Here is a 21,397-nt window from a genome sequence, read left to right as displayed (position 1 = left end):
CCAAAACAAGTCTTACCCCTCCCTCACATCCAGCATCCTGAGCAAGGCCGCCTCATCCAGAATAGACACACCCAAACCCTGTGCCTTGGTCAGCTTGCTACCGGCATCACTTCCCGCCACCACATAATGAGTTTTTTTCGAAACACTGCCGGAGACCTTTCCACCCGCAGCTTCAATCAAATCTTTGGCCTGATCACGTGATAAAGTCGGCAAGGTTCCCGTCAGCACCAACGTTTTATCTTTAAATACCCCAGCTAGCGACTCGATTTCTGCCGGCAACTGGCGCTCCAAATCTGCACACCACACGGCTAAAGCCTGCAGCGATTGACGATGACTGTCTTCATCCAGCCAGCTCAGCAGGGCTTTAGCGACATCAGCGGGCAAAAAAGTCAGTGTCAGCCAGTCGGCCCTGGCCAGGGCACTTAAACTGCTTACACGCTCGGCCAGTTGAACACTGCGAACACCTGACAATTTAGGCACACCCAAATGGGCATACAGCGATGCGGGCATAAGCTTTTCACGCAGCAAGCCACTTGGGGCGTGCTCATCCCTTGGCACAACTCCTGCTGCCAGCAAAGCATCCAGTGCCAGCTGATTTTTTGGCTCGGCAAAAAATTCGCTAATTGCCACCGCTACGGTGTCGCCAATATCAGGTAAAGAGCGCAACAGGGGCGCAGGGGCATGGCGAATTAATTCCAGCCTCCCCAGCCAATCGGCCAGCGTCTTGGCCGTTGATTCGCCCACATGCCGTATCCCTAATGCAAAGAGAAAGCGGGCCAGTAGCGGTGTTTTGCTGGCAGCAATACCTTCAAGCAAGTTTTCCGCCCATTTAGTGGCAAGACGGCCTTGCGCGATGCTTTCGGCACTAACACCTGCAGCCTCATCAACAGCGGCTTTCATATTCTGAAAATCAGCCAGCGTTAAAGCATACAGATCAGCCAGTGACTTCACATAAGCCAGATCCACCAGGCTTTCAACATAACGCTCGCCCAGACCATCAATATCCATCATGCGCCGGCCGGCAAAATGGCGGATCGCTTCTTTACGCTGTGCAGAGCAGCTCAAGCCTCCCGAGCAGCGCGCAATCGCTTCACCCTCTTCGCGAACCACGTGTGAGCCACAAACAGGGCAAGCCCTGGGTAAGGAAAACACAGGGTAAAGCGACTCTTGAGAGGATGAAAACAAATCCGCCCCCGGCACGTCTTTCATAGGCCGGCGCTCCAGCACTACATTCACGACTTCGGGAATCACATCACCGGCGCGGCGCACTGCCACGGTATCGCCTACCCGCACATCCTTGCGCCTTGCCTCGTCTTCATTGTGCAGCGTGGCATTGGTAACGGTCACGCCCCCCACAAACACCGGCTGCAAACGCGCCACCGGGGTGATTGCCCCTGTGCGGCCGACTTGCACATCAATAGCCTCCACAATGGTTAAGGCTTCCTGAGCGGGAAATTTATGCGCTACGGCCCAGCGTGGCTCGCGGGTTCTAAAGCCCAGCTCTTTTTGCAGCGCCATGCTGTTGACTTTGTAAACCACACCGTCGATATCAAACGGCAGGCCGTCACGGATATCGCTCACATGCGCATGAAACTCCGCGAGGCCCGCTCCACCCTGCAGCACAGCCCGCTCGACGCAAACAGGGAAACCCAAGCCTGCCAACGCATCCAGCACCGCCGAATGTGTTTCCGGCTGTGGCCAGCCCTCAACCACACCTAAGCCATAAGCAAAGAATGACAGCGGGCGCGCGGCTGCAATGGCCGGGTCGAGCTGGCGCACCGCGCCCGCTGCAGTGTTTCTTGGATTCACAAAGGTTTTGTCGCCAGCAGCCAACTGGCGCTCATTCAGGCGATCAAAATCATCGCGGCGCATATAGACCTCGCCACGCACTTCCAGCACCCCGGGCAAAATCTCACCCCGCAAACGCAGTGGAATCTGCGCAATCGTGCGGATATTTTGCGTAACATCCTCACCAGTTGCGCCGTCCCCGCGTGTAGCGGCCTGCACCAGCACGCCGTTTTCATAGCGCAAGCTAATGGCGAGACCATCAAACTTCAACTCGGCTGCATATTCAATCAGAGCAGCGCTTAAAGGCAAATCCAGTTCTTTGCGCACGCTCGCATCAAAAGCCAGTGCACCCGCTGGCGTAACATCGGTTTCGGTACGAATTGACAGCATGGCAACGGTATGGATAACCGGCTCAAACTGCGGCAAAGGCTGCCCCCCCACTCGCAGCGTGGGAGAATCAAGCGTCGCCAACTCGGGGTGCGCCATTTCCAGCGCCTGCAATGCACGAAACAGTCGGTCGTACTCGGCATCGGGCACGGTTGGCGCGTCAAGCACATGGTATTCATGGGCATATTGGTGGAGTTGTGTGCGCAAAGATTGCGCCTGTTCTAGCAAAGTCATCATTATTTTTTCGCGGTTGCAGGCTGTTTTTAATTAAGACTAAATGATGCTCATCAAAAAAAAGAAGAAGTCAGTACCCTGCCTAAGCAGAGATGACATCCTAGCAATTTTAAGCAATACTTTGGCTGGAGACTCAAGCCACAAAGCCCAGGTTTAGCCCCGGGCAGCATGCCCTTGGCACTTCGCCCCAAAGAGCAATGCCGCTGGCAAGCAGCGGCATTTTGATAAAACGGGCACTGGCACGCCTAAGCAAATAAACGCAATGCGGCCACCGATCCCGGAGCAATACCCCTGTCATCCATTTTGGCGTACAGAACACCCAGCTGTTTACGAATATTATCCAGGCTCGCCTCTGTCAGTGGCTTGCCGTTATCATCAACCAGCTCACCCGAAAGAGCCACCGACAGATGCTGGGCAAACTCGGCAAAATAATCAAAGACGGACACACCACCTGCTACCCTTGGCACATCAAACAGCAGCGTCAAGCCATTTGAGGTATTGCCCAGCGGAGAATGATCATGGTTTGATAAAGTAAACAGTGTTTTGCCTGAATCGCTACGATAGTGAAATGCACCCTCTGGGCTGCGGGCCAAACCTGCGTTTTCAGCCAGTAAACGCACGCGCTCCATAGGAAACGGCCGACTGCCCGCCATCACATTCAGGCCAATCAATACATCTACACCCGCACAAAACTCATCCAAATGCGCCGCGGCATTTAACTTGGCCGAACGCTGAGGGAAAGTCACAACCGCTTCATGCTCATCGGCAAACTGCTGCACCGACATACAAAATGCATTGAGCTGCTCCGAGCTTAAAGCCCCCTGGCGATCAGCCAGTTGCAAGCCAACTTTCAATTCCTTGTAACGCGAACGTGTGCCAGGCACACAGGCTTCCCAGCGGCGATCTGACAGTAGCCCCATCACCTGCACACGTTTGGAGCCCCTGAAAACAGGGAGATCAAGTGCAGCAATCGGCTCTATCGCATGAATTTCCGCTATAAAATCCAGAGCAGGATCAAGCAGGCTGCTAGCCAGCGCGTCATGATCATCTCCTGCGGGCACAACAGGCTGCGGCGGTACTTCGGGTGCTGCGCTGATATGCACAGGAGCAGGCATCACCTGCGGCTCCACATAGGCAGCAGCAGCTTGTACGGGTAAATCGTCAGCCTCAAACTCCGGCTCAACAAACTGCGGCTCAAAGCGATCAGCCACGGGCTCGGCGCGCTCCAGTGAAGGCTCCATGCGCGTAGCCTCGCCACTTCGAACCATATTTTTGGGCACATCAAGCAATGCATCGCTTTCATTACGCGCAAACGCTCTAGATGCCTGCTTACGATAACGATATTCCTGCCACCAATTAAAGGCATAGACAGCGGCGACAATCACGCCACCTACAATCAGCGATCCTAGTTGCAAATCGGTCATTCTTAAGGTCTCTTGGCAGAGAGATTAACCATCCGGGCCCCGTCCCGCTATGCATATATAAAAAATGCATAGTGAAAAAACAGTCTATCCAAATGCTTATCACTCTAGCCTATTATTCAGTGTTAATTAGCTACGCGGCCAAAGAAAAACACTTAGCCACAACACGCCGCCCGATTTTCACAGATACGATCAGTCTTGCTCTATCCCATACCAGAATATCAATGAGAAAACAGCAGCAAGAGTATCTGTTTTATATTTTAAATAGCCAGCACCCGTCTTTATAAGATTGCTTGCGATAATACAAAAAATCACTACTTAGCAATAAGCAGGGTGAAGCCTATAGAAAAAGGGTAAGGATACCAGACTTAAGTGACTCAGTGCCCCCTACAAGCCCCATCGTAGCTCATTTTTACCGTACTTTTTACCCACGATCGAAGGCTTTTCAAGCCATCGCCCCCTGATCCGGCCTAATGCAGCATACTAATCATGCATAACATTTAATCAGCCAACTGGATTAATCCAATTTAATCATTTGCAGCAATACATACGCCGCGCAAAGACTTTATCTAAATAAAATCATTACAATCAATATGTTGCAAATAAACAACCGGATATGAGTACTAAAAATACAATGTCACATTTATGACTGCACTTTGATCGGGCATACATCAAGGCATATCATTAAACGCTAACATCTATTTTCATTAAAATAAATACCATAAAAATACAGGCAATCAAAAATCCCCATAAGCATATTGTTAAAACAAACAAAAAATAAAACCAAAAATAAACCCTAAAATCTCTTTATCGCTGGATAAAAAATTGAGTAATCACCTTTGCGCGCAGCCCTCATCCCTGCCCGGCTAAACACATTATCTGATTAACCCTTTTTCTTAAAAACCCAGGATATTAGCGTAAACACCCCCACCAGCGCGGCACCGGCCAATACACCGGCAACTGCATTTAACAGTGAAGGCAGTATTGCAGACAAAATCCACGCAGCAGGCACTGATGAGCCGAACTCCGACCAGTGATGAATCAGCTCATTGGCCGGTGCAAAACCATGAGTCAAAATCCCGCCACCCACCATAAACATTGCGATGGTTCCAACAATTGTCAGGGTTTTCATTAAAACGGGAGCCCCCAGCAGGCAGGCTGTTCCTATTTTGTGCTGAAGGCGTGCCAATCCGCCTTGCCCCTGCTTCCTGCAAAGCATAAGCCCGATATCGTCCAGCCTGACAATACCGGCCACAAGACCATAGACCCCAACCGTCATAACAACTGCAATAAGAGACAGCACGGTTAGCTGCGTCAAAAATGAAGCGGCTGCCACCGTCCCCAGTGAAATCACAATAATCTCAGCCGAAAGTACAAAATCAGTACGAATTGCTCCTTTGATTTTGTCTTTTTCATAAGCTGCCAAATCAACAACTGCATTCTCGCTTTGTGCAGCATGCGAAACAGAAGCGGCTTCAGTGTGATGAAAAAAAGAATGAACCAGCTTTTCAAAGCCTTCAAAGCAAAGATAGGCACCACCGAGCATCAACAGTGGCGTGATCAATCCAGGCGCTACGGCGCTGATCGCCAGCGCAGCCGGCACCAGAATTAATTTATTAACAAACGAGCCCTTCGCCACTGCCCACACCACAGGCAGCTCCCGCTCGGCACGCACACCGGATACCTGCTCGGCATTTAACGCCAGATCGTCCCCTAAAACACCTGCCGTTTTCTTAGCTGCCACTTTGGTCATCAGGGCAACATCGTCCAAAACAGCGGCAATATCATCAAGTAATACTAAAAGACTGGTTCCGGCCATAGGGCACTATCTCGTTTATCTAGTGTGAAATTACAAAACATCCAGGGGGATTTTTAAATAACGCTGTCCATCTGCTTCGGCAGGGGGAAAACGCCCCGCCCGCATATTGATTTGAATCGATGGTAAAATCAATTGTGGCATGCCTAAGGTTTTATCCCTAGCCTCGCGCATCGCGATAAATTCGGCCTTATTTACACCAAAATGCAAATGGATATTCCCCTCACGCTGCTCGGCAATACTGCTTTGCCACGCGATCACAGAGCGCCCGGCAGGCAGATAATCATGGCAAACAAACACCCGGGTTGCGTCAGGCAGTGCCAGCAGCTGTTGAATGGAATCATAAAGCAAACCGGCATCCCCTCCCGGAAAATCACAGCGCGCAGAGCCAACATCAGGCATAAACAAGGTGTCCCCTACAAACAGGGCATCACCAATCAAAAAGGCAATATCGGCAGGTGTATGGCCGGGAACAAACAGAACAGAGGCACTTAATTCACCGATCCGAAAAATGTCACCCGCAGCAAATAAAACATCAAACTGGCTTCCATCTGCGGGAAAATCCTCCCCAAAACCAAAGACAGGCTTAAAGATGCCTTGCACCTGATCGATGCGCTGGCCAATAGCAACTTTCCCTCCGAGCTTCTTCTTTAAATAAGCCGCTGCCGACAGGTGATCCGCATGGGCGTGCGTTTCCAGAATCCACTCCACTTTTAAATCGTATTCCATAACAAAATCAACCAGCCTATCGGCACTCATGCTTGATGTACGGCCTGATTTTGCATCGTAATCCAGCACAGTATCAATCAGTGCAGCATGCCCGCCACGCCGGTCAAACACGATATAACTGACGGTAGAGGTATCTGGGTCATAAAAGGCTTTAACCTGAGGCAATGGCATTTTTTGCTCCGCAATAATTATGTTTGCAAATATTATATATAAAACTATAATATACAAAAGCACGAACCACAAGCGAGTACACAATGAGCCCACAACAAATTCTTGCCATGCGCCAAGCCGCAAATAATGCAACCCGTATTCTAAAAGTAATGGCTAACGAAGATCGCCTGCTTTTACTTTGCCAGATGGTTGACAGTGAGAAATGTGTTTCTGATTTTGAAACCCTACTCGATATTCGCCAGCCAACACTTTCCCAGCAACTCACCGTGTTACGCAAAGAGGGGCTGGTTAATACACGCAGAGATGGCAAGCGCATTTATTACAGCTTGGCCAGCCCAGAGGTACAGCAATTACTCGAGGTGCTCTACGCACTCTATTGCCCTATCGACACAAAGGAGATCCCTGATGCAAGTTGACTGGCTGCATTTCACCCCGTGGAGCGCCATTATTGGTGGCGCATTACTCGGCCTTGCCAGTGGCCTGCTGGCTCTTTGGGCTGGCAAAATCGCAGGGATCAGTGGCATTTTAGGAGGGCTGCTCAACGCGTCCAGCGATATGGCCTGGCGAGGCTTTTTCATAATGGGCATGCTGCTGACTCCCCTGCTCTGGCTTACCTTCAAAACACCGGTAGATATCCAGATTAGCGCCAGCACGCCAGCCATTGTTCTGGCCGGTCTGCTGGTCGGAATAGGCACCCGCTACGGCAGTGGCTGCACCAGCGGCCACGGAGTCTGCGGTTTATCCCGGTTCTCGATCCGCTCTCTAGCCGCAGTTACCAGCTTTATGGGCGCAGGCTTTGTGACTGTATTTCTGACCCAGCATCTATTTTGAGAGTCAAAATGCTAAAAATAACCGCTTTATTTTCAGGCATGCTCTTTAGTCTTGGGCTGATTATCTCGGGGATGGTCAACCCTGCCAAAGTCATTGGCTTTCTTGATTTAGCCGGAATGTGGGACCCAAGCCTGGCCTTGGTTATGGCAGGAGCCATAGCGACAGCAACCCCTTTTTTTGTATGGGCAAAAAGGCGCAAATACACGCTGCTAACACAGGAGAAAATGTCCCTGCCTGATAGTAAAATCATCGACCGGCCACTGATTACAGGCAGCATTCTTTTTGGTATGGGCTGGGGCTTGGCAGGCATTTGCCCGGGCCCCGGGCTTGTCGCTCTGGCAATGGGCGCGCCTAAAGCGTTTATCTTTGTTGCTGCGATGCTTCTGGGCATGTTTATTTTTAACTTGCTCCCTAAAAAACCATGAAAGCCACTCAAGCCCTCGCAAAGTTTTTCCCTATTTTGCACTGGTTACCACTGTACAAAAAAAGAACCTTCGCAGGGGACTTGAGCGCAAGCCTTATCGTTGCCGCACTTCTTATCCCGCAAAGCCTAGCCTATGCCTTACTGGCCGGGCTTCCGGCACAAGCGGGTATCTACGCCTCTATTTTGCCTCTGATAATTTATGCTTTTTTTGCCAGCAGCATGGTGCAATCTGTCGGCCCTATGGCCATTAGTGCCGTTATGACAGCCAGTACACTGGCCCCGCTTGCTCTGGCGGGCTCTGCCGAATACAGCGCACTGGCAGCAAGTCTCGCTTTGCTCTCTGGCCTATTTCTGGCGGCTCTGGGTTTTATGCAACTGGGCTTTGTAACGCAATTTCTGTCTCATCCCGTGATTAACGGCTTTACCAGCGGGGCCGCCATTCTAATTATTGTCGGACAAGCCCCTTTTCTGCTCGGAGTACAAAGCAACACTCCCCAACTTTTCCCGCAGCTACAGCATGCAATGTTTGGCCTAAGCTGCCTTAGTTTACTCTGGTTAGCAGGCTCACCTTTAAGCAAGCTTCTGCATCACAACAAAATCCCCTATGCATCACTAATTGCAAAATTAAGCCCGCTCCTGCTCATGCTGATGGTGACAGGTATAGTCTACACTTTAGATATTAAAACACGCCTAATCGGCGCATTTCCCGCAACCTTGCCAACAATCATATGGCCAGCAATCAGTTTAAATACGCTCTCGCAGCTCTGGCTCCCCGCCATCACTATCAGCCTTGCGGGCTTTTTACAAAGCATCACCATTGCACAAAGCCTGGCACTAAAAGCCAGACGAAATATTGACAGCAACCAGGAATTAATCGGCCTGGGAGCCGCTAATATTGCAGCCGCAGCCAGCGCAGGGTTTCCGGTAAGCGGCGGATTTTCCCGCACTGCAGTGAATGCCGCATCAGGCGCAAACACACCGATGGCAGGTGTAATGACTGCAACCTGGATCGCACTTGCAGCTCACTGGCTTGGCGACTACCTGGCCCTGCTCCCCCAGGCGCTCTTGGCCGCTACGATTATCCTGGTTGCCATCCGTCTTATTGATTTTAATTTTCTGGCACGCAGCTGGCGCTACGACTGGCGCGATGGCGCCGCTTTTATCAGTACAGCGCTTGCGGTCTTGATATTCGGGCCTATGCAGGGAATTGTGGCAGGAGCCGGCGTTTCGATACTGCTTTTTTTATATCGCAGCAGTCAGCCACATATTGCCATTGTAGGCCGTATTGCAGGAACAGAGCATTTTAGAAATATCCATCGGTTTACAACTCAAACCGATCCCAGGATTGTAGCCGTACGAATCGATGAAAGCCTTTATTTTGGCAATAGCGCAAAAATACAGGCTGAACTAATACACATCCTTGCCCAAACCCCCGCCACCGAGCATTTGCTTCTTATTTTATCGGCGGTAAACAGTATCGATTACAGCGCAATGGAAACTATAAGTTTATTACAGGAAAACCTACGTGCGCGGCAGATAAAAATCCACCTTGCCGAAGTAAAAGGCCCGGTGATGGATCATCTGCGTCGCAGCGAAAAACTAAGCACTTTAGATGGCGAGGTTTTCCTCAGCACCCACTCAGCCATGCAAGCCTTAAGCGGGGTTAAGGAAGATTTCTCTATTTAAGCAAAAACAAAAGTCTGTTCGCTTTATTTAGGCGGCACGGGAGCTGGCGGGGTATCGCTCCCCGAAGGCAGCACCGCAACTTCATCTTTGTTGTCCGCCAGAATATTGAGAGTAACCCTGCGATTACTCGCCCGCCCCTCTGGCGTGTCGTTACTACCCTGAGGCCGAAACTCACCGTAACCAATTGCCACAAGCCGCTGCGGTGCAACGCCCACATCAACAAATAAACGCACCACGCTGGCCGCCCGGGCAGCCGACAGCTCCCAGTTGGAAGGAAACTGCCCCGAGCGCATCGCCTGATTATCGGTATTGCCTTCAATCTGGATCAGGTTATCTGTGTTTTTAACCATTTCAGCTACGGCAATCAAGGCCGTGGCCGATTCGGTATGCAAATCCGCTTTGGCGGTATCAAACAGAACCGAATCACTGATCTCTACCGCAATACCACGCTTGGACTGAGTCACTCTCACCTTGCCCTGATCAATCAAAGCACCAAGAGATTTTTTCAAATCTCCCGCCATACCCTGCATTTTTTGTGTCTGCTCAACAAGTTTAGGGCTGGGCGTTGGTGTAGAAATCGCGCTCAGTACCACCAGCTTATCCGGCACACCTGCAACAGGCTGATTCTGCTTGATCACTTCCTTACTTGTTGGCGTTTGCTTAAAAGCATCAACCATAGAATTGGACAACACCTTGTATTTACCTTCATTCACAGAAGAAATTGCGTACATCACCACAAAGAATGCAAATAACAAGGTAATAAAATCAGCATAAGACACCAACCAGCGCTCATGGTTTTCATGCTCCTCATGCCTGTGTTTGCGTGCCATGCTGACTTCCTTTTCTGTCTGTAAAAAGGGCAGATCAATGATGAAATCTGCCCGGCATTTTATCTAAGCTGTAAATTAAACTCTGAAACCAGTTTATTTGCAGCAGACACACCAATCTGGCGGGCCAGACGATCGGCATAACTGGGGCGAGGCGTAAAATCGACAATTTCTTTAGCCTTAACCACATCACGCGCCACACTATCAACAGAACCTAAGGCATCAACCAGACCCATTTTAATGCTTGCCGCACCACTCCATACCAGGCCGGAAAAGAGATCAGGGTTATCTGCCAGCTTTGTGCCCCGCCCCGCTTTCACCACCCCGATAAACTGCTGATGAATTTCATCCAGCATCACCTGGGCTTTATCACGCTGTCCCTGGCTCATTGGCGAATACGGATCTAAAAAACCTTTATTTGCGCCGGCAGTAAGCAAACGGCGCTCAACACCCAGCTTTTCCATCACACCGCTAAAACCAAAGCCGTCCATCAATACGCCGATCGACCCCACCATCGAAGCCTTGTCCGCATAAATTTTATCCGCTCCGGCTGCTGCGTAATAGCAGCCCGACGCGCAGATTTCCTCAATCACGACATAAAAAGGAATCTTTGGGTGCTGCTTTTTCAAGCGCGCAATTTCATCTGCCATTATCCCCGCCTGCACAGGGCTGCCACCGGGGCTATTAGCCTGCAAAATCACAGCTTTGGTGTTTTTATCTTCAAATGCCGCAGTTAAACCTTCGATCATGGTAGATGCATCTGCTTCACCACCAGCAGCAATCGCCCCCTCCAGACGCACCACGGCTGTATGCGGACCAGCCTGCTCATCACCAACCTTCTTGCCCACCCAGCCCGTCATCATAGCTAGAATCAGAATCACAATACCGAAAGTTACCAGCTTGAAAAAGATATTCCAGCGACGTGCACTGCGGCGCTCTTTGATGCCGGCATGCAACAAACTTTGTAATTGTTCGCGTTCCCAAGATTCATTCATTCTGTGTTTTTTCCTCAATCAGGCAAACCTGATTCGCGTATTCGCGAACCGGTAAAGAAACAAGTTTACGACCCGGGCAAGGCCCGCCCAGGCAAAGCCCCGTATCCGGCGCATAATATGCGCCATGTGTAGAACAGACAAGCCAGCGCCGTGAGTAATCAAAAAAATCACCGGGATTAAAATCCAGCTCAACCGGGATATGTGCACACTCATTAAGATAGGCGTAAACCCCGCCATCGTACCGAAGTACAAAAGCGTTACGTTCACGACCATCCCATTGCAAAGTAAAGCACCGCGCCATACCTCGCTCAAGTAAATCCTGGCTCTGACACAATACCCGCTCAGGCATTTAATAAAATCCAGTCTTTTAAAGTATGGAAATCATCAAAATGCGCCAGCGGCTTACACGTTAGCAGCTCAGGTAATTTATGCGCACCATAGGTCAGCGCCAGACTCTGTGTACCGGCATTTTGTGCCAGTTGTAAATCATGAGTGGTATCCCCGATCATGACTGCGCGCCCACCCTTCACCCCGCATTGATCCAGAATGTAATGCAGCATGGCCGGATGCGGCTTTGAAAAAGCTTCATCTGCCGTACGGGTAACTTTAAAAAAAGCACCCAGCCCCGTGGAAGCCAACACCCGATCCAGACCCGCTCTCGACTTTCCCGTTGCCACTGCCATTTGAAAGCCTGCATCAACAAACTGGGGCAAGGCATCGAGCACGCCATCATATAAAGCCACATCCTGATCTTGTGCCAGATAAAAGCGGCGATAAACAGCAACCACTTCAGCAATCTCTGCAGCACTAACATCAGGGGCAAGATACTGCATGGCCTCATGCATGCCGTACCCAATCACATAGCGTGCGTCTTTATCCGATGGCACGGCCAGGCCAACCTCTGCAAAAGCAGATTGAATCGCACGGGCGATCGTGCCCGTGGAATCCATTAAGGTGCCATCCCAATCAAAAACCAATAAATCAAACTGCTTAGGCATGCGTCTTCTCGAGTAGGTCGATATAAGATTGTAATTCGGGAGGCAAAGGTGCTTCCAGCTCTAAAGATTTCCCCGTAACAGGATGATCAACAACCAGGCGCCAGGCGTGCAAAAACATACGCCGCAGCCCCTGCCTTGGCAGAATTTTATTCAGAGCAAAGTCACCGTACTTCTCGTCACCCAAAATAGGGTGATCGCTCGCCGCCAGATGCACCCGGATCTGATGGGTACGCCCCGTTTTAAGCTCACACTCCAGCAAAGAACAATCTCTCCAGGCCTGGCGACGATTCACCACCGTGTGTGAAATTTTTCCTTCCGGCGAAACACGCACGCGACGCTCACCCTCTGCGGTGTTGTATTTCAGCAAAGAAAATTTGACGTGACTACGTGGATTCTCCCACACTCCTTTCACCAAAGCTAAGTATCGCTTATCAATCCGGTGATTATCACGCAAGGCATCTTGCAATACCGTCAGCGCCGAGCGCTTTTTAGCCACCATCAGAATGCCCGATGTTTCTCTATCCAGGCGGTGGACCAGCTCCAGAAATTTAGCCTGCGGGCGCTGGGCACGAATCAGCTCGATCAGACCAAAACTGACCCCTGAGCCACCATGAACTGCCAGCCCGGCGGGTTTATTTAAAATTAAAATGGCATCATCTTCAAAGATGATGGGTATATCAATACGGTGCGAAGCCGCCACTGCAGGTGCTGCATCTGGCTTTTCCGCAACACGCACCGGCGGCAAACGTAAAATATCGCCGCTAACTAAACGATAAGTCACATCACTGCGGCCTTTATTTACACGGACTTCACCGCTACGCACAATGCGATATACATGACTTTTGGGTACGCCCTTGAGGTGTTTTAACAAAAAATTATCCAGCCTTTGGCCGGCATCTTCTTCATCCACGGTCAGGAACGTGACGGATGCTTTGCTACTGCCCTTCATCTTGACTTATACTCTCCGCACGCCACAACCCAGAAGGTTGCAGCAGGTTGGCCGAAACGATAAAAACGCAACGGCAACGATTACCGCAAGGGCCTGTTTTAACAGGGGACTTTTTAACAGCCTCCTCAAAACAGGCACTGCGCAAAGTGGCCAAGGCCACTTTTAGATCCCGTTCTTAAAGCAATACGGCAAGACGATACAGTCGGCGATTACCTTCCCGCCGTAGAGAAATATGCTCTACCCCTTCCAACTGGCACAAAAAGCCAGTCTTAGCAAAACTGGAAGCGCGAGCGCGGGGCTCGCCTATCTGCCGTCAAGCTGCTGCAACAAGTTCCGGGAAGCGGTTATCTCGCTCACCGCAAAAAGCAGCGATGGTAATTGATTTACATATATAAAGCACTCATCGGATTCTTATTAGCGTACTGACCTACTTTTACAGAAAAACAGGTAAAAACGTCGGTATGGACCGTTCGGCAGCTAGTCACCTTGTAATGGCCGCAAAAAAAGGGTGAGAGAAGAATAAAAGCCAGCTAAGAAACCGAATCCGGATCTCTGTTTAAATCGTTACATAACAGGGATTTTAGGCCGTTTTCTAAGGCTAGGTATAAACTTCACCGCCATTTTGCAGGCCGCTGTAAATAATTGCATGGAAACAGCCAACCTCCCCCAGTGCCATCAATATGATGTGGGCACTTATTAACCGCCTGCGTTCAGGCAGTTACACTGGGCATGCCAGAACCTAATTCCTGCCGCGTGAGTGCGTGCCGGAGTCTTTTTTTATGAAACGTATGCTATTTAACGCAACGCAGGCTGAAGAGCTGCGCGTTGCGATTGTTGATGGTCAGAAGCTGGTTGACCTCGACATCGAAACCGTTGGCAAAGAACAGCGGAAATCCAATATCTACAAAGGTATAATTACCCGCGTAGAGCCTAGTCTTGAAGCCTGCTTCATTGATTATGGCTGTGATCGTCATGGCTTCTTGCCGTTCAAGGAAGTGGCTCGCGCCTACCTGAACGACAATGGTGACGGCAATGGCCGCCCGCGTATCGGTGACTCGCTCAAAGAAGGCCAGGAGCTGATTGTTCAGGTTGAAAAAGACGAGCGCGGTAACAAGGGTGCTGCTCTGACCACCTATGTCAGCTTGGCTGGCCGTTATTTGGTGCTGATGCCAAATAACCCGCGCGGTGGTGGAGTTTCCCGCCGCATCGAGGGCGAGGAGCGTAATGAGCTTCGCGCCGTACTTGATCAGCTTGAAACGCCAAATGGCATGAGCCTGATCGCACGTACCGCCGCCATTGGCCGTAATGCCGAAGAATTGCAGTGGGATTTAAACTACCTGCTGCAACTTTGGCGTGCGGTTGAAGGCGCTGCTTCTACCCAGACGGGTGCATTTCTGATTTATCAGGAATCAAGCCTGGTTATCCGTGCAATTCGCGATTACTTCCAGCCTGAAATTGGCGAGCTTCTGATTGATAAGCTCGATATTTACGAGCAAGCACGCCAGTTTATGAGCCATGTGATGCCGGCTAATGTGAACCGCGTGAAATTCTATCAGGATGATGTGCCGCTGTTTTCACGTTTTCAGATCGAGCATCAGATCGAAACCGCCTTTGCCCGCGAAGTAAATTTACCCTCCGGCGGCGCAATTGTAATCGACAAAACCGAAGCGCTGTATTCTATCGACGTTAACTCGGCCCGCTCTACCAAGGGTGCCGATATCGAAGAAACCGCACTGCGCACCAATATGGAAGCCGCTGACGAAATCGCCCGTCAGATGCGCCTGCGTGACGTCGGTGGTTTGATCGTGATCGATTTTATCGATATGGAAAACCCAAAAAATCAGCGCGAAGTCGAAAACCGCCTGCGTGACGCCCTGCACCACGACCGTGCCCGCGTACAAACCGGCAAAATCAGCCGCTTTGGCCTGATGGAATTATCCCGTCAACGCCTGCAGCCTTCCCTGGAAGAAACCAGCCACATCGCCTGCCCGCGCTGCCACGGCACCGGCTTCACGCGCGGCATCGAATCTTCAGCGCTCAATATCCTGCGCATTATTCAAGAAGAATCAATGAAAGAAAACACCGGTGCAATCCACGCACAGGTGCCGGTAGATGTTGCAACATTCCTGCTCAACGAAAAACGTGCCGAGATTTTTGCACTTGAAGCGCGTCTCAAAGTAAGCGTAGTTTTAATTCCGAATACCCATTTGGAAACACCAAACTACAATCTCTCGCGTCTGCGCCATGAAGATATCGGCAGCCATGAAGATGTTGTTCCTTCCTACAAAATGGTTGATCAGCCAAACGAAACTGGCTACCAGCAAGGCAAAGCAAAAGAAGAACAAACTAAACGCCAGGAAGCCATGGTCAAAGGGATTACACCTGATCAGCCAGCGCCTATTTCTGCTCGTGACCGGATTGCAGCGCCTAGCGATACGGTTGCCGCTCCGTCTCTGTGGAAAAAACTGCTGACCTGGTTCCAGGGCGAGCCTGCAGCTCCGGTTGAGCCTCCCAAGCCGGCGGCTGCAACAACACGCCAAAACAACTCACGCAATCGCAATGACCGAGGTCAGCGCCCACCTCGTGAGCCTCGTGAAGGCCAGGCTCCGCGTACAGAACGCCCGGCGCGAAATGAAGAAACTCCCGCACCAGCTCGGCGCGGCAGCAGCAAACCCCGTATCGAAGAAGACTTACAAAAGAGCCGTGAGAATCGTGAAGCGCGTGAAAACCGCGAGCCACGTGAGCGGAACGAGCGCAATGATCGCGCTGAGCGTAGCGAAGCCCCTGCCGAGCAACGCCCGCGTAACGAGCGCCCGCCACGTCAGGAGCGTCAGCCACGTAAAGAAGCAGCTGCAGCAAACAACACCGAAGCGTTATTAAGCGCGCCGGTCGTGGAAAACAACACGGATGAAGCCAGCGAGCAACAACGCAGCCGTCGTCGTCGCAGCCGTCGTGGCGAGCGCCGTGGTGAGCGTGTTGAAACAGTAGCCGGTACAGAAGCGGCCTTCACAGCCATCGATGCTCCGGCACCTGGCTTTGTAGCAACGGCACCTGCGCTGGTCGTGAACACACCCGCACCGGCTGCTGCACCTGTAGCCATCGCGCCTGTTGTTACTCCAGTGGCCGTGGTACCTGTTGTTGCTCCCGTAGCCACCCCCGAGGCTACAGTGCCTGTTACGGAACCCGTGGTCGCTGCGCCTGCTGCTGAACCCGTGGCCGCACCTGCACTGGTAACACCTCCTGTAGTAGCAGCTGTTGCTCCCGAGGCGGCTGCTCGGGAAGTAGTCGTGACAGAAACCGCTCAAACTACTTTGGAACCGCCCGTGGCTCCAGCGCCAGTTGTGACTCCGGTTGCAGCTCCGGCTGCCCCTGTCACAGCTCCTGTTGCAAGCACCGAGATAGAGGCAGTGCCTGTAGTCGCAGCTCCTGTTACGGCACCTGCAAAACCAGCGCTACATATTGGCACCCCGGAAGCTGCGGGACTGGTTATGGTTGCGACACGCAGCCTGCCAGCCACTAACGAACCAGCCGTGACTGCGCCAGTGCGCCGTCGCCGCCGTGATGTAGTCACTACAGGTGCCCAGGCTGTGAACGAAGTACCTATGCTGCAGCAAGTTGAAACACAGGCAGCAGGCAGCCCTGAAATCACAGTCAAACCTGTGATGGATACGCCTCGTGCACCACGCCGTGATGTAACAGCAACAGCAGGCGGCACCAGTGAAGAGCCTTTAGTACAAGTTCAAACCAAGCAGTTTTAATCAAGCTTGAAATAAGCAGATCAAAGCCACCGGTCTTTCCGGTGGCTTTTTTTATTTCGGCCAACAAACCTTCTCTTTTTCAAACATGTGGCAAATCAGTACACTTTACCCTGCCTTCTCCCCCAAATAAACCCCGCCTGCAACACCTTAAGACATCAACCTTAGTGCAGCCTTACGGCATAAAACAAAACATAAATTTGTTCTTTATGCGTTGAAATTTGCCCATCTGTCTTAAAAAAGCAATTAAAGCAACAACATGACAAATACATTTTTTTAAATTTACATATAAGTAAAATCCATTACTCAATAAGCATCAATCAGCCTGTTTGAAACGGCCTGAACTCAGATTGCCAGTTGGGGAAATTCACAAGTATCCGCAGCAATTATTCAAGGTTAATTTTTGCCCCTAGACCAAACTGTAATGGTCTTATCCAATCGCATCTGCACTCCTTACTTGGGCCTGAACAACGTGGATATTTTCCTCCAGCAAATTTTTAATGGCTTGGTTGTCGGCAGCATTTATGCACTGATCGCCCTGGGCTACACCATGGTGTACGGCATCATGCAGCTCATCAATTTTGCCCACGGCGAAATCGTAATGATCGGTGCAATGGTCACCATTACATGTATCAATATTCTGATCGGGCACAATGTTGCCCTGCCCGGCCCGATGCTTTTATTGATCGGCTTTATGATGGCGGTGCCTGTCTCCATTCTTTTAGGCTACGCAATCGAAAAAATTGCTTACCGCCCACTGCGTAAGGCACCAAGGCTTGCTCCCCTGATTACGGCCATTGGTGTATCCATTGTCTTGCAACAAGCCGCCATGCTGATCTGGGGCCGTAATTACCGCCCTTTCCCGCCTATTTTGCCAAGCACGGTCCACGAAATTGGCGGCGCAACCATTACCAGTCTGCAAATCGCCATTATTGGTCTGGCTCTGGCCTTAATGGCAGGCCTGTTTTTTCTGATTGAACGAACCAAACTGGGCCGCGCCATGCGCGCTACGGCACAAAACCCGGAAGCTGCAGGCTTAATGGGCGTAAACATCAACTCCATCATTTCCATGGTATTTATGATTGGCTCAGCACTGGGCGCAGTAGCTGGCGTCATGGTTGCCGCTAACTACGATCAGGCGCATGCCTATATGGGCTTTCTGATTGGCCTGAAAGCCTTTACTGCTGCCGTTTTAGGCGGAATTGGTAATTTAGGCGGCGCAGTTTTGGGCGGATTATTACTGGGCCTGATTGAAAGTCTTGGCTCTGGTTATCTGGGCGATCTAACCGGCGGTGCATTTGGCAGCAACTACAAAGACATCTTCGCTTTTATCGTACTGATTATCGTACTGGTCTTCCGTCCGTCCGGCCTGCTGGGCGAACGTGTAGCAGATCGCGCTTAAGCCCAAGGGAAAAACCATGTTACAAAAACTAGAAAATCCCCGCGCCCGGCTGATTGGCATGGCGGTGCTGACTATCGTCATACTGATTTTGCCCTTTGTATTAACAGGTAATTTTGAAAGCGGTAAATCATGGATCCGCACCATCGACTTTGCCCTGCTCTATATCATGCTGGCCCTTGGGCTCAATATCGTGGTGGGTTACGCGGGCCTGCTGGATTTAGGCTATATCGCTTTTTATGCAGTGGGTGCCTATCTTTATGCCATTTTAAACTCACCTCACCTGGCAGCGGTCTTGCCTGCCTGGCTCATTTCCCCCTCTTTTCCGGTCATGATTTTAATGGCAGGTTTAGTTGCAGGGCTATTTGGCGTTTTATTAGGCTCACCCACTTTAAAACTGCGCGGCGATTATCTAGCCATCGTAACTCTAGGGTTTGGTGAGATTATCCGCATCTTTATGAATAATCTGGATCGCCCGATTAACATCACCAACGGGCCACAGGGCATTAACAATATTCAGAGCATTCATGTAGCCGGTTACAATTTTGGCCGCCCGATTGAATTTTTAGGCCTTTCTTTTGAAAAAGTGCACCTCTACTACTACTTGATTCTGGCCTTTTGCCTTCTGATCATGTTTATCTCCATGCGGCTGCAAAATTCCCGTATTGGCCGGGCCTGGGTTGCCATTCGTGAAGATGAAATTGCCGCCAATGCAATGGGCATTAACACCCGTAATATCAAGCTGCTGGCGTTTGCAATGGGAGCCAGTTTTGGCGGCGTATCAGGTGCTTTATTTGCCAGCTTCCAGGGTTTTGTTTCACCAGAATCGTTCATTCTGATGGAATCGATCATGGTACTGTGCATGGTGGTCTTAGGCGGAATGGGCCATATTCCCGGCGTGATATTAGGTGCGATTATTGTGTCTATCACCCCGGAAATTCTGCGTGATGTAATCAACCCATTACAGCACGCTCTCGTTGGCCGCAAAGTGGTCGATCCTGAAAACTTACGCATGCTGATTTTTGGCCTTGCCATGATCGTGATTATGTTGCTCCGCCCCGAAGGCCTTTGGCCATCCAAGCGCCGCAAAGCAGAATTTCACGAAAAAGATGAAGAGGCAAAGGCATGAGCGAACTACTTCTAAAAATTGAAGGCATTACCAAGCGTTTCGGCGGCCTGCATGCTTTGTCTGGTGTTGGGCTGACCATCAATAAAGGTGAGATTTACGGCCTGATCGGCCCCAACGGCGCAGGTAAAACTACGCTGTTTAATGTACTCACCGGGCTTTATCAGCCTGATGAAGGCCGCTTCAGCTTTGATGGTGTGGATTTGTTCCGCCAAAAACCCAATATCGTTGTTGAATCAGGCATTGCCCGCACCTTTCAGAATATCCGTCTTTTTGCCAATATGACGGCGCTTGAAAACGTCATGGTCGGCCAGCATGTGCGCACCCGGTCAGGCATTCTGGGCGCGATCTTCCATGGCCCTAAAGCGGTAAAAGAAGAGCAGGATATCCTCACTAAAGCAACTGAACTGCTTGCCTATGTAGGCATCAGCAAGCATGCCAAAGAACTAGCCCGCAATCTATCCTATGGCGATCAGCGCCGCCTGGAAATTGCCCGTGCTTTGGCCACCCGCCCAACGCTACTGGCACTGGACGAGCCCGCAGCAGGGATGAATCCCAAGGAAACGGACGATCTTAAAAAGTTAATGGAAAAAATCAGAAATGATGGCGTTACTATTTTACTGATCGAACACGATGTAAAACTGATGATGGATCTGTGTGATCGCATTGCGGTACTGGATTACGGCAAGAAAATCGCTGAGGGTGTGCCCGGTGAGGTGAAAAACAATCCACGTGTGATTGAAGCTTATCTGGGGGTTTCACCAGAATGAACAAGCAATTGCAGCAAGTAGCATTTCAAGGAGTTGCACCAGCATGAATGGCCCATTACTACAAGTCAAAGACCTAAAAGTGGCCTACGGCGGCATCCACGCAGTCAAAGGAATTGATTTAGAAATCAATCGGGGCGAGCTGGTAGCACTGATCGGAGCCAATGGTGCAGGTAAAACCACCACCCTTAAGACACTCACCGGTATCTGCAGCCCCAGCTCGGGTGAAATCTTATTTGACGGTAAATCAACGGCAAAAAAGCCCATTTACGATTACATTAAGCAGGGGCTGGTTATGGTGCCGGAAGGGCGTGGTATTTTTAGCCGCCTCACTGTTGAAGAAAACCTTTTAATGGGCGCTTACACACGTAGCGACAAAGCCGATATTGCGCATGATCTGGAGCGTGTTTACTATCTGTTCCCCCGCCTGAAAGAGCGTATGAAACAGCTGGCAGGCACACTATCCGGTGGCGAGCAACAAATGGTAGCCATTGGCCGCGCTATTTTAGGCAGGCCCAAACTGCTGCTGCTGGATGAGCCATCAATGGGCCTGGCTCCGATTATCGTTCAGAAGATTTTTGATATTATCAAAATGATCGCCGCCGAAGGCGTCACCATGCTATTGGTTGAGCAAAATGCCAAACTGGCATTACAAACGGCCAACCGGGGCTATGTAATGGAATCGGGTAAAATTACTCTGGCAGACACCGCCGCCAATCTGCTTGCAAATCCAAAGATCCAGCAGGCCTATTTAGGCGAATAGATTTTTTATCTTTAAGACAACGAGCCACTTTATGCGGCTCGTTTTTTTTATCCATAGACCTGGGCTTGCTGCAGGGACAATTACCCCCCGCCTCCGCCACACCATTCCCAGGGAAAAACCATCACCGCCCAAAGATGCGAGTCCCGGCATCAGGCTTTAGCGCCCCCACCACATTACTTTGATGAAAGATGCTGTACGCATGCCAAAAGCATCAACAAAATTCAACAAAATCCGAATTTCACGTTCTCCCTCCACTGCAGCAGACAGCAAAATCATAAACGACTTTCTTTCCTATCCAAAGCACAGGCACCCCGCCGCAGCCGCTTTACCC

The 21,397-nt window shown here is 50.7% G+C and carries 18 protein-coding genes; 9 read left to right on the top strand and 9 right to left on the bottom strand.

Annotation, left to right across the window (positions count from 1 at the left end; genetic code table 11):
- Positions 1 to 12: 12 nt before the first annotated feature.
- From ligA to EJO50_RS04380, 4 genes are all read right to left on the bottom strand, one after another.
- Entirely contained in the window at positions 13 to 2,412 is a 2,400-nt protein-coding gene (gene ligA / locus EJO50_RS04395) for an NAD-dependent DNA ligase LigA (protein WP_125971830.1), read from the bottom strand.
- Between the two features lie 242 nt (positions 2,413 to 2,654).
- Positions 2,655 to 3,833, bottom strand: a complete 1,179-nt coding sequence (locus tag EJO50_RS04390; protein WP_125971828.1) for a cell division protein ZipA C-terminal FtsZ-binding domain-containing protein — start codon at positions 3,831 to 3,833, stop codon at positions 2,655 to 2,657.
- Between the two features lie 880 nt (positions 3,834 to 4,713).
- Positions 4,714 to 5,649, bottom strand: a complete 936-nt coding sequence (locus tag EJO50_RS04385; protein ID WP_125971826.1) for a DUF808 domain-containing protein — start codon at positions 5,647 to 5,649, stop codon at positions 4,714 to 4,716.
- Positions 5,650 to 5,679: 30 nt separating this feature from the next.
- Entirely contained in the window at positions 5,680 to 6,546 is an 867-nt protein-coding gene (locus tag EJO50_RS04380; protein WP_125971824.1) for an MBL fold metallo-hydrolase, read from the bottom strand.
- A gap of 83 nt (positions 6,547 to 6,629) precedes the next feature.
- On the opposite strand from EJO50_RS04380, the gene EJO50_RS04375 reads away from it, so the two are divergent.
- The 4 genes from EJO50_RS04375 (at position 6,630) to EJO50_RS04360 (ending at position 9,487) form a co-directional block, all read left to right on the top strand.
- A complete protein-coding gene (locus EJO50_RS04375; RefSeq protein ID WP_125971822.1) occupies positions 6,630 to 6,962 on the top strand; it encodes an ArsR/SmtB family transcription factor in 333 nt (110 codons plus the stop codon).
- A complete protein-coding gene (locus EJO50_RS04370) occupies positions 6,952 to 7,377 on the top strand; it encodes a YeeE/YedE family protein (protein ID WP_206434449.1) in 426 nt (141 codons plus the stop codon). Before EJO50_RS04375 ends, EJO50_RS04370 begins: the two co-directional genes overlap by 11 nt.
- Before the next feature lie 8 nt (positions 7,378 to 7,385).
- On the top strand, positions 7,386 to 7,802 hold the full coding sequence (locus EJO50_RS04365; RefSeq protein WP_125971820.1) for a DUF6691 family protein: 417 nt from the start codon (positions 7,386 to 7,388) through the stop codon (positions 7,800 to 7,802).
- A gap of 80 nt (positions 7,803 to 7,882) precedes the next feature.
- On the top strand, positions 7,883 to 9,487 hold the full coding sequence (locus EJO50_RS04360; protein WP_164521427.1) for a SulP family inorganic anion transporter: 1,605 nt from the start codon (positions 7,883 to 7,885) through the stop codon (positions 9,485 to 9,487).
- Between the two features lie 23 nt (positions 9,488 to 9,510).
- On the opposite strand, the gene motD is transcribed toward EJO50_RS04360, so the two are convergent.
- From motD to EJO50_RS04335, 5 genes are read right to left on the bottom strand one after another with little or no spacing between them, the layout of a single operon-like run.
- The gene (gene motD / locus EJO50_RS04355; RefSeq protein ID WP_125971816.1) at positions 9,511 to 10,317 is read right to left on the bottom strand and encodes a flagellar motor protein MotD; all 807 of its coding nucleotides are present in this window, start codon (positions 10,315 to 10,317) and stop codon (positions 9,511 to 9,513) included.
- A 59-nt stretch (positions 10,318 to 10,376) separates the two neighbouring features.
- The gene (locus tag EJO50_RS04350; protein WP_125971815.1) at positions 10,377 to 11,309 is read right to left on the bottom strand and encodes a S49 family peptidase; all 933 of its coding nucleotides are present in this window, start codon (positions 11,307 to 11,309) and stop codon (positions 10,377 to 10,379) included.
- A complete protein-coding gene (locus EJO50_RS04345; protein ID WP_125971813.1) occupies positions 11,302 to 11,658 on the bottom strand; it encodes a Rieske (2Fe-2S) protein in 357 nt (118 codons plus the stop codon). The genes EJO50_RS04350 and EJO50_RS04345 overlap by 8 nt, the downstream gene beginning before the upstream one ends.
- On the bottom strand, positions 11,651 to 12,307 hold the full coding sequence (locus tag EJO50_RS04340; RefSeq protein WP_125971811.1) for an HAD-IA family hydrolase: 657 nt from the start codon (positions 12,305 to 12,307) through the stop codon (positions 11,651 to 11,653). The genes EJO50_RS04345 and EJO50_RS04340 overlap by 8 nt, the downstream gene beginning before the upstream one ends.
- Entirely contained in the window at positions 12,300 to 13,256 is a 957-nt protein-coding gene (locus EJO50_RS04335; RefSeq protein ID WP_125971809.1) for an RluA family pseudouridine synthase, read from the bottom strand. Before EJO50_RS04335 ends, EJO50_RS04340 begins: the two co-directional genes overlap by 8 nt.
- Positions 13,257 to 14,035: 779 nt before the next feature.
- Here EJO50_RS04335 and EJO50_RS04330 point away from each other — a divergent pair.
- The 5 genes from EJO50_RS04330 to EJO50_RS04310 all read left to right on the top strand — a co-directional run bounded on the left by EJO50_RS04330 (position 14,036) and on the right by EJO50_RS04310 (position 21,066).
- Positions 14,036 to 17,014: an Rne/Rng family ribonuclease gene (locus EJO50_RS04330; protein ID WP_125971807.1), complete on the top strand. Its 2,979-nt coding sequence runs from the start codon at positions 14,036 to 14,038 to the stop codon at positions 17,012 to 17,014.
- A 469-nt stretch (positions 17,015 to 17,483) separates the two neighbouring features.
- Positions 17,484 to 18,413, top strand: a complete 930-nt coding sequence (locus EJO50_RS04325) for a branched-chain amino acid ABC transporter permease (RefSeq protein ID WP_125971805.1) — start codon at positions 17,484 to 17,486, stop codon at positions 18,411 to 18,413.
- A 16-nt stretch (positions 18,414 to 18,429) separates the two neighbouring features.
- On the top strand, positions 18,430 to 19,539 hold the full coding sequence (locus tag EJO50_RS04320; RefSeq protein WP_125971803.1) for an ABC transporter permease subunit: 1,110 nt from the start codon (positions 18,430 to 18,432) through the stop codon (positions 19,537 to 19,539).
- Positions 19,536 to 20,306: an ABC transporter ATP-binding protein gene (locus tag EJO50_RS04315; protein WP_125971801.1), complete on the top strand. Its 771-nt coding sequence runs from the start codon at positions 19,536 to 19,538 to the stop codon at positions 20,304 to 20,306. Before EJO50_RS04320 ends, EJO50_RS04315 begins: the two co-directional genes overlap by 4 nt.
- Positions 20,307 to 20,349: 43 nt before the next feature.
- Positions 20,350 to 21,066: an ABC transporter ATP-binding protein gene (locus EJO50_RS04310; RefSeq protein WP_125971799.1), complete on the top strand. Its 717-nt coding sequence runs from the start codon at positions 20,350 to 20,352 to the stop codon at positions 21,064 to 21,066.
- Positions 21,067 to 21,397: the final 331 nt, after the last annotated feature.

Origin of the sequence: Iodobacter ciconiae (assembly GCF_003952345.1) — a bacterium.
In the GTDB taxonomy this organism is placed as follows: domain Bacteria; phylum Pseudomonadota; class Gammaproteobacteria; order Burkholderiales; family Chitinibacteraceae; genus Iodobacter; species Iodobacter ciconiae.
This window is presented reverse-complemented; position numbering and strand designations above follow the sequence as displayed.

Coding starts and splice junctions, on each gene's coding strand:
- EJO50_RS04350 (WP_125971815.1), bottom strand. CDS start 11,309: ATGAATGAATCTTGGGAACGCGAACAATTACAAAGTTTGTTGCATGCC.
- EJO50_RS04340 (WP_125971811.1), bottom strand. CDS start 12,307: ATGCCTAAGCAGTTTGATTTATTGGTTTTTGATTGGGATGGCACCTTA.
- EJO50_RS04370 (WP_206434449.1), top strand. CDS start 6,952: ATGCAAGTTGACTGGCTGCATTTCACCCCGTGGAGCGCCATTATTGGT.
- EJO50_RS04365 (WP_125971820.1), top strand. CDS start 7,386: ATGCTAAAAATAACCGCTTTATTTTCAGGCATGCTCTTTAGTCTTGGG.
- EJO50_RS04315 (WP_125971801.1), top strand. CDS start 19,536: ATGAGCGAACTACTTCTAAAAATTGAAGGCATTACCAAGCGTTTCGGC.
- EJO50_RS04310 (WP_125971799.1), top strand. CDS start 20,350: ATGAATGGCCCATTACTACAAGTCAAAGACCTAAAAGTGGCCTACGGC.
- EJO50_RS04385 (WP_125971826.1), bottom strand. CDS start 5,649: ATGGCCGGAACCAGTCTTTTAGTATTACTTGATGATATTGCCGCTGTT.
- ligA (WP_125971830.1), bottom strand. CDS start 2,412: ATGATGACTTTGCTAGAACAGGCGCAATCTTTGCGCACACAACTCCAC.
- EJO50_RS04380 (WP_125971824.1), bottom strand. CDS start 6,546: ATGCCATTGCCTCAGGTTAAAGCCTTTTATGACCCAGATACCTCTACC.
- EJO50_RS04375 (WP_125971822.1), top strand. CDS start 6,630: ATGAGCCCACAACAAATTCTTGCCATGCGCCAAGCCGCAAATAATGCA.
- EJO50_RS04390 (WP_125971828.1), bottom strand. CDS start 3,833: ATGACCGATTTGCAACTAGGATCGCTGATTGTAGGTGGCGTGATTGTC.
- EJO50_RS04335 (WP_125971809.1), bottom strand. CDS start 13,256: ATGAAGGGCAGTAGCAAAGCATCCGTCACGTTCCTGACCGTGGATGAA.
- motD (WP_125971816.1), bottom strand. CDS start 10,317: ATGGCACGCAAACACAGGCATGAGGAGCATGAAAACCATGAGCGCTGG.
- EJO50_RS04330 (WP_125971807.1), top strand. CDS start 14,036: ATGAAACGTATGCTATTTAACGCAACGCAGGCTGAAGAGCTGCGCGTT.
- EJO50_RS04320 (WP_125971803.1), top strand. CDS start 18,430: ATGTTACAAAAACTAGAAAATCCCCGCGCCCGGCTGATTGGCATGGCG.
- EJO50_RS04345 (WP_125971813.1), bottom strand. CDS start 11,658: ATGCCTGAGCGGGTATTGTGTCAGAGCCAGGATTTACTTGAGCGAGGT.